Source organism: Nocardia sp. NPDC056100 (assembly GCF_042266325.1).
Classification (GTDB): Bacteria; Actinomycetota; Actinomycetes; order Mycobacteriales; family Mycobacteriaceae; genus Nocardia.
The window spans coordinates 1333839-1348431 of record NZ_JBHJVY010000002.1 but is presented as its reverse complement, the minus strand read 5'-3'; the positions used below and the strand labels follow the sequence as shown (position 1 = coordinate 1348431).

Genomic DNA, 14593 nt, shown 5'->3' with positions numbered 1-14593 from the left:
CAAGGGTGCGGAACGTCCAGTGAGTCAGGCCGTGCGGACCCAGTTGAGGATCGTGCGGGTTTCGTTCAACCGCCAGCCGTTCGGCGTGCGCACCACACCGGCCACCAATCGCAGCCCGCTTATCTGGTGGGGTGGTTGGCCGTCGCGATAGAAGTAGACCTGTGAGTTCGCCGCGGCGGATGCCTGGTCACCGTCGATGTCGACCTGCAGGTCGGTGGTGATGTGCTGGGTGTGTTCCCCGGGGACCACCGACTGCCGGATGTAGCCGACGACCTGGTCGATGCCTGTGAGCTGCCCCGCGCGCGGTGAGGTGACGGTGATGTCGGGCGCGAACACCGTGTCCGCGCCTTCCCAGTGATGCTCATCGAGCAAACGCCCGAAACGGCTGAACAGGTCGGAGATTTCGAGTCGGTCGGCGATCAAGGTTTCCATGGTCATGCCTACGACCGTAGGAATCTGGACCACGTGGCGGTATCGGGCCAATGTCCTGAACGCTATCGGACGAATGACCGAGGTATTCCGGGGAACCAGAGCCTCGACACCGGCTCTGTGGGGCCGGTCGACATGGCTTCGGCCTCGCGTGCAGGGTTATTGGTTTCCCGTGACTTGCCCTGCGCGGCACAATGATCGGCGTGCTCACCGATGACCGCCATCTCCTGAAATCCGCGAAGCGGCTGGCGCGCGCGGGACGCATCGACGAGCTGCGCGCGGGCGCGGATACCGGGGACATACACGCGGCCAAGCAGTTGGCGATCTGGTTGTCCCGCGCTGATCGCCTCGACGAGTTGCGGGGTCGGATGGCCGCCGGCGACCAGTTCGCGCGTCGGGCGTACTCGGATTGGCTGGTTCGGCATCGCCGTATATCCGAGGGCATCGAGGTGCTGCGGCCCTCGGCGGAGTCGGGGGTTCCGGGCGCGCGGCCACGCCTGGCCCGGCTGCTGGCCGGGCTGGGACACCACCGGCAGGCGATGGACGTGCTGGCGCAGTCCCCGCCGCACTGGCGCGAAAGATGGCGGGTGCGCGGCTGGTTGGATTCCCGCGGGCTGATCGACAGGGGCAGCGATCGCGCTGGTGTGCGCCGCGAATACATCGACGCGCTTCGCGCCGAGCTGGCCGCCGGGGACACCGACGCGCGAGCGCAACTGTGCTGGATCGTGCTGCTGTGGTGGCAGTCGTTCGAGCCCCGGCTCGAGGACGCGGCCGCCCTGCTCCCGGAGATCGGGCCGAACGACTGGCTGCACGAAAGCCTGGTGTACGAGTCACAGGGATGGTGGCGCAACGAGTTTCGGGCGGCCGCGATCGACGTTCTCGCTCCCGCCGAGATGGCGTCATACCATCGCACCCGGGCGGCGCTGCTGATGATGAGCGACCAGCGCAATGCGGCGCTCACCCTGCTACGGACGCTGTCCGCGGCCGGTGACCGGGACGCGCAGCGCGACCTGACCACCATCCTGGACGCCGAGCAACCCCGATGGCAGATCCGGGTCAGCGAGCACCCGAATCAGATCTACCTGTACGGGATCACATTCGGCCCGGACAGTTCGACGCTCGCCGCCTGGGGCGTCGGCGCATCGGGATCGGCGCGGGCGGTCGTGTGGGAGGTTGCCTCGGGCGCGCAACGCCACGTGCAGGACCTGTCCATATCAGGGCTGCGGGGGCTGACCTTCCGGCACGACGGGACGCTCGGCGAACTGCCCGGTCGGCGTGCCCGGCACCCGGTAACCGCACCGAACGGCACTATCCGGGCAGTCTGGGTGGGCGGGCGGCTTCAGCTGCACTCGACCGTCACCGACTCGGTGATCCACGAGATCCCCGTGCCCGCGGGGGTGACAATGGCGTTGAGCCCCGACGGCACCGTGCTCGCCACCTCGTCCGGCGCCACCGGTGTCCACCTCTGGAACACCGCCACCGGCACACGCACTCGCACGATCACCACCCCGGCACAAGCGATGGCGTTCAGCCCGGACGGCAGTCTGCTCGCCACCGCCGACTTTCCCGATGGCGCCCTGCGGTTCTGGAGCCTCACCCGCTGAGCACGCGAGCGAAATCACCAAAGCTGCACGGGCCGAACGACTCTCGACCTCCGGCACCGTGCGCTCATGTCGACTCGACAGTGGTGTGCGCGGGTTGGCATCAGATCAGGCACACTGGTGGCGTGAGAGCCGATGTCGCCGCGTTCGTTACCACCGGCCCTCTACCGAATTGGGATGCCGACGAAGCGCAGATCGCGCACCGCCAAGCCCAACTCGAAGCGATCACCGGTCCGGTATCCGATGCCGAGGCCGCCGCCTTGGCCCAATGCTTCGGACCGGACGACTGTTACGGCCTCGCGTGGACCCTGCTGCACCTCATCGAGACCGGTCCCCACCCTGTCATCGCTGCCAAGCCGGCACTCGGCGCCAACCCCTGGCACCACACACTGTGGATGCGAGCGGTCAACGGCGGCCTGATCGCAGGGACCGACGGTCGAGACTTCCGGTGACGGGACGCGCGGTCGAGCCATCAGTGCTTCCAGGGCCACTCGACGACGAGCTAGGTCGATGAGGTCTCGACAACACGCGCAGGAGTTGCGGGGCGCGGACGTCAAAGGTTAACCGGTAGAACATATTTCGGCTACCGGCATGGCGCGCTGTGCCGGTTCGTCGCGGGTGTCATTCTTCGTGCTCGGTCAGTGCGTCCGTGGTCAGGGTCAGGTGCCGGGTGAGGATGGCGACGGCGGTGTCGGCGTCGCGGGCCAGGGCAGCCTCCTCCAATCGTCGATGCTCGTCGCTGCCGTCGCGCTCGGGGTTGCGGTGTGCGGACAGGCGCCGGGCCAATTCGCTTGCGTCCCATAGGCGGTCGAAGGTTTCCAGCAATACCGGGTTGGCGCAGCCCTGCACGAGGGTGCGGTGGAAAGTCCGGTGGGCCTCGGCCCATTCCTCGGTGTAGTACTGCCCGTCCGGCGGCGAGAACGCCGGTGTGCGGGCCAGGCGGTGGTGAGCGGCTCGTACCGCGCTTTCCCAATCGAGGTCACCGCGTTCGATCGACATGCGAAGCAGGACCGGTTCGATGGTCCGGCGGGCCTCGCCGATCTGTTGCCAGCGATGCGCGGACACCGCGGGTACGGCGAAGCCGCGATTGGTCAGCCGTTCGGCCAGGCCCTCGCCGACCAAGCGCACCAGCGCCTCGCGCACCACGGCCAGGCTCACCCCGTACTGCCCGGCCAGGTCCTGCGGTTTGAGGGCGTCGCCGGGGGCGTACCGGCCGCGCATGATCGCGGTCCGCAGCTGGGTGTGGACCTGCTCGGAAAGCATCTGCTTCGCCGGCGGGGGAGGGGTGGGCATGGTCCGAGTCATCATCCGATTATAGACGATTCGACAAATAATCGATTATTTCTGTTATCGTCGATCATGCACGTTCGGAACGACTCGAAAGGCGCGACACGATGAGCGCAAACAATCCCTTCTCCCGCCTGCCCGAAGCGGCCGCGTTCACCCTCACCAGCAGCACGGTGCGTGACGGTGATCCCTGGCCGCCGGCGCAGTGGTCCGCGGGTGCCCCCGGCGGCAAAGACGTTTCCCCGCAATTGAGTTGGAGCGGCGCCCCGGCGGGGACCAAGAGCTATGCCGTGACCGTGTACGACCCCGATGCCCCCACCGGCTCGGGATTCTGGCACTGGGCGGTGGCCAACATCCCCGCGGCGACGACGACCCTGCCCGAAGGCGCCGGAGACGATGAGGGCGGCGCCTTGCCCGACGGGGCGCTCCAATTGCCGAACGACGCGCGCCTTGCTCGATACATCGGTGCCGCCCCGCCCGCAGGCCATGGTGAACACCGCTATTTCGTCACCGTGCACGCCCTGGATGTCGCGGACATAGGGGTCGCCCCGGACTCCACGCCGGCACTGCTGGGGTTCATGATCGCCGGCCATATCCTGGGTCGTGCCACCCTCGTCACCACCGCGCAGGCGCAGCAATGACCATGCGCGACAACGATATCGACCGCATGGCCGATCGAACCGTGCTGATCACCGGTGCGACCGACGGACTCGGGCGCGAGCTCGCGGTGCGGCTCGGCGCCGCGGGCGCCCGGCTGATCCTGCACGGGCGCGACCCCGGCCGCGCCGCGGCGGTCGCCGCCGAGGTGACCGCCGCGCGCGGACACGCTCCGCTGGTGCTGCTGGCCGACCTGTCGCGATTGGCCGAGGTGGACCGGTTGGCCCGGGAGGTCATCGCCCGCACGACGCGCCTGGATGTGCTGGTGAACAATGCCGGCACCGGCGGCCGGTCGGACGGCGCCCGCGAACTCGGCGCCGACGGCACCGAATTACTCTGGGCGGTCAACCATTTGGCCCCCTACCGGCTGACCCGGCGACTACTTCCGCTCCTGCGGGCATCGGCTCCGGCGCGCGTGGTGAACGTGGCCTCGGCCGGGCAGCACGAGATCGACCTCGACGATCCGACCCCCGAGCACAACTACGACGCGTACACCGCGTACTGCCGAGCCAAGCTGGCGATGATCATGGCGACCGTCGAATACGCCGACGAACTCCATGGCACCGGGATCACCGTGAACGCCCTGCACCCGGCCACTCTCATGGCCACGACCATGGTGCGGAATTCGGGCATCACACCGCTCAGCACCATTGCAGAAGGGGCCGATGCGACCCTGCGGCTGATCTGCGATCCCGCCCTGTCGGAGACGACGGGCCGGTATTTCAACGGTGCGCGTCCCGGCCGGGCGCATCCGCAGGCCGACGATCCGGCGGCGCGTCGTCGTCTGCTCGAAATCAGTGACGCCGCAATCATTTCGGCGGTCGGACGGTAGCCGGTCTGTCGCATCCGCCCGCTCGCGTGCTCCTGGTCAGCGGGTGGCGTCGGGAACCCACATGTAGCCACTGACTCCGGTATTGACGCAGATGACCGGTTTGCCGGTGTTCACATCCCACGTCTTATGCATCAATTCGCTGTGGGGGCACCAGGTGTGCGCGATCGGTGTCGCATTCGCCGATGCGGGCCCGGCCAACCCGATGCACGCCGCCGCGATGATTCCGCCGATCACCGCGGTGCTCTGCAAGACCTTCATTGTGTTCTCCCCTCGTTGTGTGACAACAACGTTGCCGTGGGGGCGTTAACGAAACCTTGCGGTTGGCTTGGCGCACATCGCGTTTCCGATCGGCTCGTCGGTGGACCGGCGAGCCGATCGACGTCTCCTGGAGTGTCGGGCCGTGCTCGGCCGCGGATTCGGCGTCACCAGGTCGTGCCGCCGGGCTCGCGGATCGTGTGATTGATTCGGTTGAAGAAATTGGTGATCGCGATGTTCAGGATGATCGAGAAGATCTGCTTGTCGTCGAAGTGAGCGGCGGCGGCCTGCCAAATATCGTCGGTCACCCCCGGCGATCCGTCCTGAATCCGAGTGGCGGCCTCGGTCAGCGCGAGCGCTGCCCGCTCGGCATCGCTGAACAACGGGGTCTCACGCCAGGCAACCACGGTGTGTAGCCGCTCCTGGGTCTCGCCCAGCCGCGTCGCGGACTGCACGCCGCTGAAAACGCATGGGCTGCAACCGTTTATCTGACTGGCCCGCAAATGCACCAGTTCGAGCACGAGCGGGTCGACACCTCCGGCGTGGATCGCCTTCTGCAGATGCTCGATCCCGGTGATCAGGTCGAGGCTCGCCACGCTCTTCATTCGTGCTTGCACGGCGTGGACCGTCGCCGCGCCGCCGTCTTTATATGTATGACTCATGCATATAAACTAAGGTCATGTCTCGGGTCTCGTCAACGCCTCCTGCCGGAACAGTGGTGTCGTGGGCGAATGCACCACCTGACCGGACGATCGATCGGAAGCGCGAAATACCCACTGCGACAGTCGGTATCGCTGTTCCGTGCATGCTCGCGCGCGGCGGAGATCAGCGCGCGGCGTGTACTTCGTCGTAACCGAGGCGGGCGTGATGCACCTGGTCCATGTGGTTCTCGGCCCAGCTCTTGATCGCCTGCATCACCGGGAGCAGTGAATAGCCCAGTTCGGTCAGTTCGTAGTCCACTCGGGCCGGGACCGAACCGGTAACCGTGCGCGCGACCAGGCCGTCGCGTTCGAGGTTGCGCAGAGTCTGGGTGAGCATCTTCTGGCTGACGCTGGCCAGGCGGCGCTGCAGATCACTATGGCGTTGCGGGCCGTTCGCCAGGGCATTGATCGCGAGGCTGACCCATTTGTCGGCGATTCGGTCCAGCAGGTGCCGCGCGGGGCATTCGGCGAGGTAGGCGTCGTACCCCGCGCTGGCTTCGATGCGGCGCTGAGCGGCTGTGCGGGTGGGCAAGTGGGCTCCTTCACGTACCGTAGGCACCTACGAGTACCTACTTCCTGATCAAGGCCAACTCGACTTTATTGATCGATATGCCCACCACAGACACCATGCGCGCGGTGATAGCCCGCGGCTACGGCGGCCCCGAGGTACTCGAACTGGTCCGGGTTCCCATCCCGGTCCCCGGCCCGGGACAGCTCCTGATCCGAGTCCACGCCACCACCGTCAATCCCGTCGACCTCGTCACTCGCTCCGGCGCACTGGCCGATGCCGGACTGATGACCCCGCGTGCGAGCACCGGCATCGGCTGGGATGTCGCGGGAGTGGTCGAAGCGGTGAATCCCGGCTCGATCGACGGCGCGCTCCCATTTGCCTTGGGGCAGAACGTCATCGGCCTACGCGATCTACTCGACCGCGCACTGGGCACCTACGCCGAGTACGTCGTCCTGGATGCCTGCGCCGTGGCCCTCAACCCGGGCCTGGACCCCATCGCCGCCGCCACCCTCCCGCTCAACGGCCTCACCGCCCTGCAATCGCTCGACCTGCTCGCTCTCGCCCCCGGCGACACTCTGCTGATCACCGGCGCCGCCGGCGCGGTCGGAGGATTCGCCGTCGAATTGGCCACCCGCCGCGGCCTGCGAGTCGCCGCTCAAGCAAGCGCCGCGGACGAGGCATTCCTACGCGCGGCGGGAGCCGAATGGATCGTCCCGCGGGACACACCCGATCTGGCAGCGGCACTCCGCACGCTGATCCCGGGCGGTGCGCACGGTGCACTCGATACCGCGGGCCTGGGCATGCAAGCGGTCGCGGCCGTGCGCACCAGAGGCGCATACGTCACCGTAACCGGCGGACCAGCACCAATCCCACTACGCGGCATACGAATCCACCAACAATGGATCAGCGCCGACGGCCCCGCCCTGGCCGGCCTCGCCACCGCCGGCCTCACCCCGAGAATCACTGCCACACTTCCCCTGGACAGGGCCGCCGAAGCCCACCGCCGAGTCGAGCACGGTGGGCTGCGCGGCCGCCTGGTCCTCATCCCGTGAGCTGCAACTGATCTGGACGGGCGGGGTAGCGGCATGGGGGAATGCTCGGGACAATCAGCCGACCTACGAGGTGACCGCGCCGGGCGAGCTCTCCGGCGCGTGGGTCCAGCATTCATGAGCGCTGGAAGGATGGGTTCGGGTCAGGGGCTGACGAGTCGTTCGTATCGCGGGCGCAGGCGATAGGTGCGCCTCTTTTTGGATGGGTCGTCGATTTCGATGAAATCGTCGGTTATCCAACCGCGAATCAGGGTGTTTGCCGTGCGCGGGCTGATGCCGAGATGGGTAGCGATGTCCGATCCGGTGACTACCGCGCTGTCTCGAAAGAGTTCGAGGGTTCGTCGCTGGCGAGGGTCGAGCTGTCGCAGGGTGGCGGCGTCGTCCGCGTGCCTGTTGCCGGGTGTGTGGGCGACCTCGGTGGCTCGCGAGCGCACCGAGGCGAGGGCTTGGGCCATGCTGTCGCAGAAGAAGTTCAGGAATCCGGTGAGGTCGGCTTCGGCACGACCCAGGTAGTAGTTGTGCGATGGGCCGACGGTCAGTGCGGTGTAGTAGTCGTTGAGGTTGCGAGCGTAGTGCTCGTCGAGGCAGTAGATGCCCTTCAATCCGTAGCCGGCGCGGTGCAGGACGAGTGTGGTGAGAAGGCGGGCAGTGCGACCGTTTCCGTCGTAGTACGGGTGGATTGTCGCGAATTGGTAGTGGGTGAGCGCGGCGATCAGCGGAGCGGGCAGGTCACGCTTGGTCATCCGGGTGTTGATCCAGTCGAACAGCGATGCCATCAGTGCGGGCACATCGGATGCCTTGGGTGGCGTATAGACCACGCGACCGGTCGCGGTTTCGCGAATCACGTTGTCACCGGACCGATATGGCGTTGGTGTCCCTTGTCCGGACATGACGAACCCGTGTACGCGATCGAGCTCGAGTCCGCTGATCGAGCCGCCCTCGACGGCCAGGGTTTCGATATGCGCGAGCGCGCGGTAGTAGTTGCGGACCTCGGCCTCATCGCGCTCTCGGCCCGGAAATTGGGCTCCGGCAATAGCTTCTGCGACCTGCGCCTGTGTCAGCCGGTTCCCCTCTATCTGGGTGGAGTAATGGGTAGCCGCTAGTCTCGCGGTCTCACGTAGCCCTGCCAGTACGTCGACATTGATCGGCAGCTCGATAATCACCTGGCGGTCGGCTTCGATGGCCATAAGCGACGTCGCAGTCGCGGGACTGATCGTGAAGTTCGGCTGAAACATCAGACCATGTTTACCGATGAACAACGTACATTGCGTCTTTAAGCTGCGTTTATCTGTGCGATCTCGGAACGGGGATGTGCTCCGTGCGAGCATCGCCTCGGCCAGCCTGCGACTGTCTCCGCGCGAATCCACGAGCCTCGATCTCGCTCAGTTGTCGAATACGACACTGAAGTAGACGGCACGCGGTGCAATCGCGAAAGCCTCTACGTCAGAAGGTGTTTGGCAATCTCGTGAGTGATGAGTCCTACGGTTGCGATCCGAACACCTGCACCGCATCGGCACTTTCGCACGAGCACAGGTGAATTGGCAGGTTCGGCGAGAATGTGATTGCCGGGCCGAACATGTCCGAGGGATACAAGCGGTCGATCATGATGTGGTTCACCCGGATACGCGCCGCCGCGAACGTCCGAGCCGAAACCACACTCGGGTATCGATCGGGTGATCGTGGCGTTCGGTCTCGGACGAGCTGGTTCGGCCGAGTGCACCAACGACGCTTGCCGCAGTTGTGATAAGTGCACTGACCAGCGCATTCGTCTCTGTTGATGCGGTCACATCCGCTCGCTTATGCGGGCGGGCACCGATTAGCTTCTGCGCGGGGATCGCTGAAAAGCGGCCCGCATGTGTCAATCGGAGCGCTCGTGAGGGCCGCTCCGCTGTCGAGAGGACCTGAACGCAATGGAGATTTCCGGCTCCGCCGCCATCGTCACCGGAGGTGCTTCCGGCCTCGGTGCGGCCACCGCCAAGCGCCTCGCCGACGCCGGCGCCACTGTGTTCGGCCTGGACCTGGCCCAGTCGATCGAGCGCGCGGGCGACAGCGTCCCGGCCGGTGTCACCCTGATCCCGACCGACGTCACCAGCGGTGACGAGGTGGCCGCCGCGGTCGCCAAGGTCGTGGAATCCGGTGTGCCACTGCGCATCGTCGTCAACTGCGCCGGTGTCGGCTGGGCGGGACGCATCGTCTCCAAACACGGTCCGCACGATTTGGAGCTGTTTCGCACGGTCATCACGGTGAACCTGCTCGGCACCTTCAACGTCATGCGCCTGGCCGCGGACGCCATCTCCAAGACTGAGCCGGTCGACGACTACGGCTCGCGCGGGGTCATCATCAACACCGCCTCGGTCGCGGCGTTCGAAGGCCAGATCGGGCAGATCGCCTACTCCGCCTCCAAAGGCGGCGTCGCGGCCATGACCATCCCGGCCGCACGTGACCTGGCGCAGTTCGGCATTCGCGTCAACACCATCGCCCCCGGCACCGTCGACACCCCGATGCTCGCGGGCATGAACCCGGAATACCGCGCGGCCCTGGCAGCCGGAATCCCCTTCCCGTCCCGCCTGGGCCGCCCCGACGAGTACGCCCAACTCGTGCAATACATCACCGAACACGACTACCTCAACGGCGAAACCATCCGCATGGACGGCGCATTGCGAATGGCTCCGCGCTGACATCGTCGTGTAACGGTTGACTGGTGCGCGGATCATCATGGCCCCATACGGATCCTGTCCAGACCACCATCATCGAATACGACACCGCCATAAGCAGTTTCCGTAGGTCTGGACATCGATACGGCCGGTGGAAGGGTAGGGGACCATGGCACGTACCGAGTACTACAACGACCCAGCGGCTCCCGAACCCAACAGCCTCGTCGTGGCGGCCTCGGCTGTGGTCGCAGACGACACCGGCCGCATCCTGCTCCAGCGACGCACGGACAGCGGCTTGTGGGCGTTGCCCGGTGGCGGAATGGAGATGACAGACAGCCTTCCCGGTTGCGCGGTGCGTGAGGTCAAAGAGGAAACCGGCCTGGACATCGAAATCACCGGCCTCGTGGGCACTTACACCGATCCCCGCCACATCATCGCCTATACCGACGGTGAGGTCCGACGACAATTCAACGTATGCTTCCTCGCACGCGTCGTCGGCGGAGATCTCGTCATCTCCGAGGAGTCCGCCGAAGTACGGTTCGTAGCCCCCGCCGAACTCGACCGGCTCGACATGCACCGCACCCAGCGACTGCGGTTGACCCACTACCTCGAGGGACGGTCTACGCCCTATCTCGGCTGAATGCTCGGCGCAGCCGTAGCGATGCCCATCACCCTGCAGAGCGCAAACAACATCCGGCCCGTCTGTCGGCCCTCGATCCTTTCACCTCCATCGTCGATGCCAAGCTCGACGCCGAACTCAATCAGCCGAACTCAATGAGCAGACGGGTCACCGGATCACTGCCCAGGCCGCCTATCAACGGCTCCTCACCGAGCACACGACAACGGCATTTCCTACGGCATGGTCCACAACTACGCCAGCAACCGCCGGTTCATCTCAAGCCGGGCAACGCATTCGGGAACAGGAGTCCTCGACATGACCACCAATCTGCGGATCCGGTTCACCGTCGACGACGAAGTGCTCTCACGCCTGCACGCCGACGCCTTCGGCAGCAACTACACCCTGAGTCCTTGGCGAGAACGACTCGAACGGCACAGCAGGTCCTGGATCGGAGCATTCATCGACGAACGTTTGATCGGCTTCGTTCACGCGATTTGGGACGGCGGAAGACACGCGTTCCTGCTCGACACCATGGTTGCCCCTGGCCTGCACCGTCACGGCATCGGCACCCAGCTGGTCTCCGCTCTCGTCGATGATCTCCGCGGTCTCGGCATCGAATGGCTCCACGTCGACTACGAACCACATCTCAACGACTTCTATCGAAAAGCCTGCGGATTCAACGCCACCGACGCCGGGCTACTCCGACTGAACTGAGCGGCAGCCGACACCGACCGCGAAAACACACTTGGGCGTCGACGGATCGAATAGGGGCCGTCGTCCTCGGTCGTCTTCATTGAGAACGGTGAGTGGAAGCGATAGCGCGCGGTGGGCGGCGGAGATGGCCGATGCCGATGCGGTGGATCGGTTCGTGCTCGATCCGCGGTTCCGGCTGTGGCTGGCGGTGCGTCCCAGCGTTCGCTCCGGGCGACCGCCGTCACCGCGCACCCTGGACGAATACACCCAGCGCGTGCCTCTGTAATATTCAGACGGATACTCGCTAAACGGATCGCGCCTCGATCGCCTTTCTGATCAGCGCCCGCGCTGGTTCGCCCACCACCGCCATAGTTACCAGCGCCTGGAAAGCCTGTTCGTATAAAACGAGTTCACGAGGCTGCGTAATGGTCAATTCTGCGGTAATCGTTTCCACATGAGCCACCCGCCGGTCGAACATGACAAAATTTGTCGTCGGCACCTCATATGTTGCCGATATCGGAATAATTCCAACAACAACGTTGGGTAGTGTCATTGCGTTAAGAATGCGGTCCAATTGGCCGAGCATGACGTCATCGGAACCCACCGTAGTGTAAAGGACCTGCTCTGCAAGAATAAAATGGAACTTGTGATATCCACGGTAAAGCACTTGCTGACGCTGGAGTCGCGCCGCAATACCATCTTCCAAAGGCTCATCATGACCATAAAACTGAGATACCTTCGCAAGAACCGCTTTGATGTAGTCGTGCGTCTGCAATAGACCGGGAACCACAACAGGCTCAAACGATCGCGTGAGCCTCGTGTCAACTTCAGTACTATGTAGTTGCTGTTGACGCCGCTTGATACCGGCTATGCGCTTCCACTCGATATACGAAGCCTCTACATTACGAAGCGTTGCAATAAGGTCCGGAACATCCTTTACGGCCTTGCAGTGTAGGCACCAGGCCCGTATATCGGCGTCGCTCGGGGCTTGCTTCCCGTATTCGATTTTCGAGACCTTGGTGTGGTGCCAGCCTGCCAGCCTGGACAGCTGGGTACCAGAGAGGCCCGCATCCTTACGGATGTCGCGCAACCGCGCTCCCAGGGCCTCCCTGGCCTCGTGTACGTTACCGCTCACTCTGCGGAACTATATTCGCTCCTGACATAGTCATCGTGCGGGAGGGCAAGCTTCCACACTCTGTCCCGAACCGCGATGCAGTGACCTACGAGCACAGGGTCATCTGATACCGCGACGCCAGATGCATCCCCATCGGCGCGGAAGATGACAAACGCTACGAGATTCTCATCGAACAGCCAATAGTCATCGTGAGCCAACTCAGATGGATCTATCAGCGGGCGAGGGAGCCAGCGGACATCTTCGCCTGCGGAGATATTCAACGGGGCGACCGTGATTCCAAATCGGGTGTATTCAACCGGCGGAACCGAGACCATCCGAACTCGCTGTACGATCTTTCCTTGGCCGGTCTGCTCTTTGATCAGATCGTCCCACTCGCGACACCACTCGTAGTCATCCGACTCACCGGCCCTGAATTTCCTCAGCGGCTCAGCCTCATCGGAGACGTTGTAGGTGTCTTGCGCCTCGAAGTGGAACGCCCTTCTCCAGTCGGATCGGAACAGTCCAAGGAAGTCGTCACCTTGCAAGTGCCGCATGTGGTTTGGCAACCTTCCCGACGGGCACGATGACAGCGGCCTCGTGATCCGGAATGTCCATCGTAGCGAGAGCATCGGGTTCAGTTAGAGGGGCACCGCGGAGCAAGAACGTACCGTGCCCCGAGTCGGAAACCGGTACCCCAAGGCAGGTTTCGTACTCGAGATGCCCAAGGAGGCGATGGGGGATTTCGACAACTGCGTCGTCGTCCGTGCGCCACCCCTGGACTACGTACTCTCCGGTGTCGGACATGTAGAGCGAGGGGCATGTGCCGTTCTGGCTGTCGTTGCCGAGAAATCGTAAGTGCATTAGAGCCGTCCTGGTGTTGTGCGGCGTTGTGCTTTGCGCTTCTAATCGTTGCGCTTCGGCAGCACACAGGTCAACAGATCAGAGGTCTTCGAGCACAACCGAGCACAACTGTGGCGAACGGTGGATGAGCCTCCCTAACGTCGTGATCACGCGTCGGGGCCGGTGAAGTCGACCCGGCCCCGACTGCCACCCAGCAGCGAAAGGGGCGGACATGAGCCAAGGTGAACGAGCCGTGATCTACATCAATCTGGGAGTGTTGACCACCAAAGCCGACCGGGACTGGGCGGAGTACCACTCTCGGCAACGAGCGCATGATCTCGGGTTGCGGGTCGCAGACGTGGTTGTCCTAGGTAACTCGGATGGCGCTCACATGCGAACCCTTTACAAGTCCGTCCGGAAGTTGGACGCGGGATACGTGATCACGCCGAATCTTGAACACCTGGGCGGGGATTCGGCGGATGTCACCGCGTTCGCCGAGCTTCAGACCGTGGTACCGGCAGAGCGGTACCGGTGGCGTTTGCGGTTGTCGGAGAAGGAACTTCAAGACGCGCTGGATTCGCGTCGCCCCCAGTCTCGGCAGCGTCAGCCTCAATGAGACCACCGAACGATGCTCGGGAGGAAACGGAGGTGCCGTAGGGAGGCAACAGTATTCAGGACTGAGCACTCGAAGACCCCCGGATGTTCAAGGTCGTTCTTATAGGTGCAATCGCAACCACCTAACCGGCCAGAACTTGCCCGGGGGTCTGCTATCCCGGCATTGACCCAGAGAGCGAAACCATGTACGGAATCGGATACCTGAGCAAAGCCCTGGTCGGTGACCAGCGCTCCGAGATCGAGCACCAGATTTGGGACACTGCAACACGATTCGGTATAGAGCTAACAATGATCGTCTACGCCGAAGCGCCATCGATCGGCAAGGTCGAACGTCTGGAAACCCTTGTGCGGACCGATGACCCTTCGTTCGTGCTTGTACCCAACCTGGAGCACCTGGGCGGCATCGATCCTACCGAGATCGATGGCGGCCCAGATGTCTACCTGCTTGCCGAACAACGCTTGTACACGATCTACCTCGAAGACCAGGAACAGCCCGAGGGGACTCCGCGGATCATCTACGGCTGGACCGGACCTGGTGAACGGTGATGTGGTTGAAACGCTGAGAATTGAACTAACCCCGACAGTCTTTGTGCTGCCGCGGGTTTCGTCGCTTCAGGGAGTCGGGAAGGCTGTCCGAAAAGGGACGGCCCTACGCGCCTTGCGCTATAAGACCTCGGCGACAGCTTGTATTACGGCGGGGCGCTCTGTGCACCTGTGGGAGTGCTGGGTCGGCGCC

General features: G+C 64.2%; 19 protein-coding genes. 11 read left to right on the top strand and 8 right to left on the bottom strand.

Annotated features, from left to right (window positions below; translation table 11 throughout):
- Positions 1 to 24: 24 nt before the first annotated feature.
- The gene (locus ACFC0O_RS18375; RefSeq protein ID WP_375959241.1) at positions 25 to 438 is read right to left on the bottom strand and encodes a nuclear transport factor 2 family protein; all 414 of its coding nucleotides are present in this window, start codon (positions 436 to 438) and stop codon (positions 25 to 27) included.
- Between the two features lie 194 nt (positions 439 to 632).
- Between ACFC0O_RS18375 and ACFC0O_RS18370 the strand changes: the two genes are divergently transcribed.
- Positions 633 to 2033, top strand: coding sequence for a WD40 repeat domain-containing protein (locus ACFC0O_RS18370; RefSeq protein WP_375959239.1), 1401 nt, complete (start codon positions 633 to 635; stop codon positions 2031 to 2033).
- A gap of 122 nt (positions 2034 to 2155) precedes the next feature.
- Positions 2156 to 2482: a hypothetical protein gene (locus tag ACFC0O_RS18365; protein WP_375959237.1), complete on the top strand. Its 327-nt coding sequence runs from the start codon at positions 2156 to 2158 to the stop codon at positions 2480 to 2482.
- A 169-nt stretch (positions 2483 to 2651) separates the two neighbouring features.
- Here the strand turns inward: ACFC0O_RS18365 and ACFC0O_RS18360 are convergent, their stop codons facing one another.
- The gene (locus tag ACFC0O_RS18360; protein WP_375959235.1) at positions 2652 to 3335 is read right to left on the bottom strand and encodes a GntR family transcriptional regulator; all 684 of its coding nucleotides are present in this window, start codon (positions 3333 to 3335) and stop codon (positions 2652 to 2654) included.
- An 89-nt stretch (positions 3336 to 3424) separates the two neighbouring features.
- Between ACFC0O_RS18360 and ACFC0O_RS18355 the strand changes: the two genes are divergently transcribed.
- On the top strand, positions 3425 to 3958 hold the full coding sequence (locus ACFC0O_RS18355) for a YbhB/YbcL family Raf kinase inhibitor-like protein (protein WP_375959233.1): 534 nt from the start codon (positions 3425 to 3427) through the stop codon (positions 3956 to 3958).
- Positions 3955 to 4806, top strand: coding sequence for an SDR family NAD(P)-dependent oxidoreductase (locus tag ACFC0O_RS18350; protein WP_375959231.1), 852 nt, complete (start codon positions 3955 to 3957; stop codon positions 4804 to 4806). The genes ACFC0O_RS18355 and ACFC0O_RS18350 overlap by 4 nt, the downstream gene beginning before the upstream one ends.
- Before the next feature lie 36 nt (positions 4807 to 4842).
- Here the strand turns inward: ACFC0O_RS18350 and ACFC0O_RS18345 are convergent, their stop codons facing one another.
- From ACFC0O_RS18345 to ACFC0O_RS18335, 3 genes are all read right to left on the bottom strand, one after another.
- Positions 4843 to 5064: a hypothetical protein gene (locus ACFC0O_RS18345; RefSeq protein WP_375959229.1), complete on the bottom strand. Its 222-nt coding sequence runs from the start codon at positions 5062 to 5064 to the stop codon at positions 4843 to 4845.
- 164 nt (positions 5065 to 5228) lie between these two features.
- The gene (locus ACFC0O_RS18340) at positions 5229 to 5657 is read right to left on the bottom strand and encodes a carboxymuconolactone decarboxylase family protein (RefSeq protein WP_375959227.1); all 429 of its coding nucleotides are present in this window, start codon (positions 5655 to 5657) and stop codon (positions 5229 to 5231) included.
- A 229-nt stretch (positions 5658 to 5886) separates the two neighbouring features.
- Entirely contained in the window at positions 5887 to 6294 is a 408-nt protein-coding gene (locus ACFC0O_RS18335) for a winged helix-turn-helix transcriptional regulator (protein ID WP_375959225.1), read from the bottom strand.
- Between the two features lie 77 nt (positions 6295 to 6371).
- Here ACFC0O_RS18335 and ACFC0O_RS18330 point away from each other — a divergent pair, with 77 nt between their 5' ends.
- Positions 6372 to 7325, top strand: coding sequence for an NADP-dependent oxidoreductase (locus tag ACFC0O_RS18330; RefSeq protein WP_375959223.1), 954 nt, complete (start codon positions 6372 to 6374; stop codon positions 7323 to 7325).
- A gap of 140 nt (positions 7326 to 7465) precedes the next feature.
- On the opposite strand, the gene ACFC0O_RS18325 is transcribed toward ACFC0O_RS18330, so the two are convergent.
- A complete protein-coding gene (locus tag ACFC0O_RS18325; RefSeq protein ID WP_375959221.1) occupies positions 7466 to 8689 on the bottom strand; it encodes a Fic family protein in 1224 nt (407 codons plus the stop codon).
- 543 nt (positions 8690 to 9232) lie between these two features.
- Between ACFC0O_RS18325 and ACFC0O_RS18320 the strand changes: the two genes are divergently transcribed.
- The 4 genes from ACFC0O_RS18320 (at position 9233) to ACFC0O_RS18305 (ending at position 11574) form a co-directional block, all read left to right on the top strand.
- The gene (locus tag ACFC0O_RS18320; RefSeq protein WP_375959219.1) at positions 9233 to 10000 is read left to right on the top strand and encodes an SDR family NAD(P)-dependent oxidoreductase; all 768 of its coding nucleotides are present in this window, start codon (positions 9233 to 9235) and stop codon (positions 9998 to 10000) included.
- Positions 10001 to 10145: 145 nt separating this feature from the next.
- Positions 10146 to 10616 carry an NUDIX hydrolase gene (locus ACFC0O_RS18315; RefSeq protein ID WP_375959217.1) on the top strand — a complete coding sequence of 157 codons (471 nt, stop codon included), beginning with the start codon at positions 10146 to 10148 and terminating at the stop codon, positions 10614 to 10616.
- Positions 10617 to 10910: 294 nt separating this feature from the next.
- Positions 10911 to 11309 (top strand): GNAT family N-acetyltransferase, encoded by a 399-nt coding sequence (locus ACFC0O_RS18310; RefSeq protein WP_375959215.1) that lies wholly within the window; start codon positions 10911 to 10913, stop codon positions 11307 to 11309.
- An 88-nt stretch (positions 11310 to 11397) separates the two neighbouring features.
- Entirely contained in the window at positions 11398 to 11574 is a 177-nt protein-coding gene (locus ACFC0O_RS18305) for a hypothetical protein (protein ID WP_375959213.1), read from the top strand.
- 18 nt (positions 11575 to 11592) lie between these two features.
- Here the strand turns inward: ACFC0O_RS18305 and ACFC0O_RS18300 are convergent, their stop codons facing one another.
- Positions 11593 to 12423, bottom strand: coding sequence for a helix-turn-helix domain-containing protein (locus ACFC0O_RS18300; RefSeq protein WP_375959211.1), 831 nt, complete (start codon positions 12421 to 12423; stop codon positions 11593 to 11595).
- Positions 12420 to 12956, bottom strand: coding sequence for a DUF6879 family protein (locus ACFC0O_RS18295; RefSeq protein ID WP_375959209.1), 537 nt, complete (start codon positions 12954 to 12956; stop codon positions 12420 to 12422). The genes ACFC0O_RS18300 and ACFC0O_RS18295 overlap by 4 nt, the downstream gene beginning before the upstream one ends.
- A gap of 539 nt (positions 12957 to 13495) precedes the next feature.
- Here ACFC0O_RS18295 and ACFC0O_RS18290 point away from each other — a divergent pair.
- The gene (locus ACFC0O_RS18290) at positions 13496 to 13858 is read left to right on the top strand and encodes a hypothetical protein (RefSeq protein ID WP_375959207.1); all 363 of its coding nucleotides are present in this window, start codon (positions 13496 to 13498) and stop codon (positions 13856 to 13858) included.
- 182 nt (positions 13859 to 14040) lie between these two features.
- A complete protein-coding gene (locus tag ACFC0O_RS18285) occupies positions 14041 to 14403 on the top strand; it encodes a hypothetical protein (protein WP_375959205.1) in 363 nt (120 codons plus the stop codon).
- The last annotated feature ends 190 nt before the right edge of the window (positions 14404 to 14593 follow it).

Coding starts and splice junctions, on each gene's coding strand:
- ACFC0O_RS18310 (WP_375959215.1), top strand. CDS start 10,911: ATGACCACCAATCTGCGGATCCGGTTCACCGTCGACGACGAAGTGCTC.
- ACFC0O_RS18315 (WP_375959217.1), top strand. CDS start 10,146: ATGGCACGTACCGAGTACTACAACGACCCAGCGGCTCCCGAACCCAAC.
- ACFC0O_RS18350 (WP_375959231.1), top strand. CDS start 3,955: ATGACCATGCGCGACAACGATATCGACCGCATGGCCGATCGAACCGTG.
- ACFC0O_RS18320 (WP_375959219.1), top strand. CDS start 9,233: ATGGAGATTTCCGGCTCCGCCGCCATCGTCACCGGAGGTGCTTCCGGC.
- ACFC0O_RS18345 (WP_375959229.1), bottom strand. CDS start 5,064: ATGAAGGTCTTGCAGAGCACCGCGGTGATCGGCGGAATCATCGCGGCG.
- ACFC0O_RS18295 (WP_375959209.1), bottom strand. CDS start 12,956: ATGCGGCACTTGCAAGGTGACGACTTCCTTGGACTGTTCCGATCCGAC.
- ACFC0O_RS18355 (WP_375959233.1), top strand. CDS start 3,425: ATGAGCGCAAACAATCCCTTCTCCCGCCTGCCCGAAGCGGCCGCGTTC.
- ACFC0O_RS18285 (WP_375959205.1), top strand. CDS start 14,041: ATGTACGGAATCGGATACCTGAGCAAAGCCCTGGTCGGTGACCAGCGC.
- ACFC0O_RS18360 (WP_375959235.1), bottom strand. CDS start 3,335: ATGACTCGGACCATGCCCACCCCTCCCCCGCCGGCGAAGCAGATGCTT.
- ACFC0O_RS18330 (WP_375959223.1), top strand. CDS start 6,372: ATGCCCACCACAGACACCATGCGCGCGGTGATAGCCCGCGGCTACGGC.
- ACFC0O_RS18375 (WP_375959241.1), bottom strand. CDS start 438: ATGACCATGGAAACCTTGATCGCCGACCGACTCGAAATCTCCGACCTG.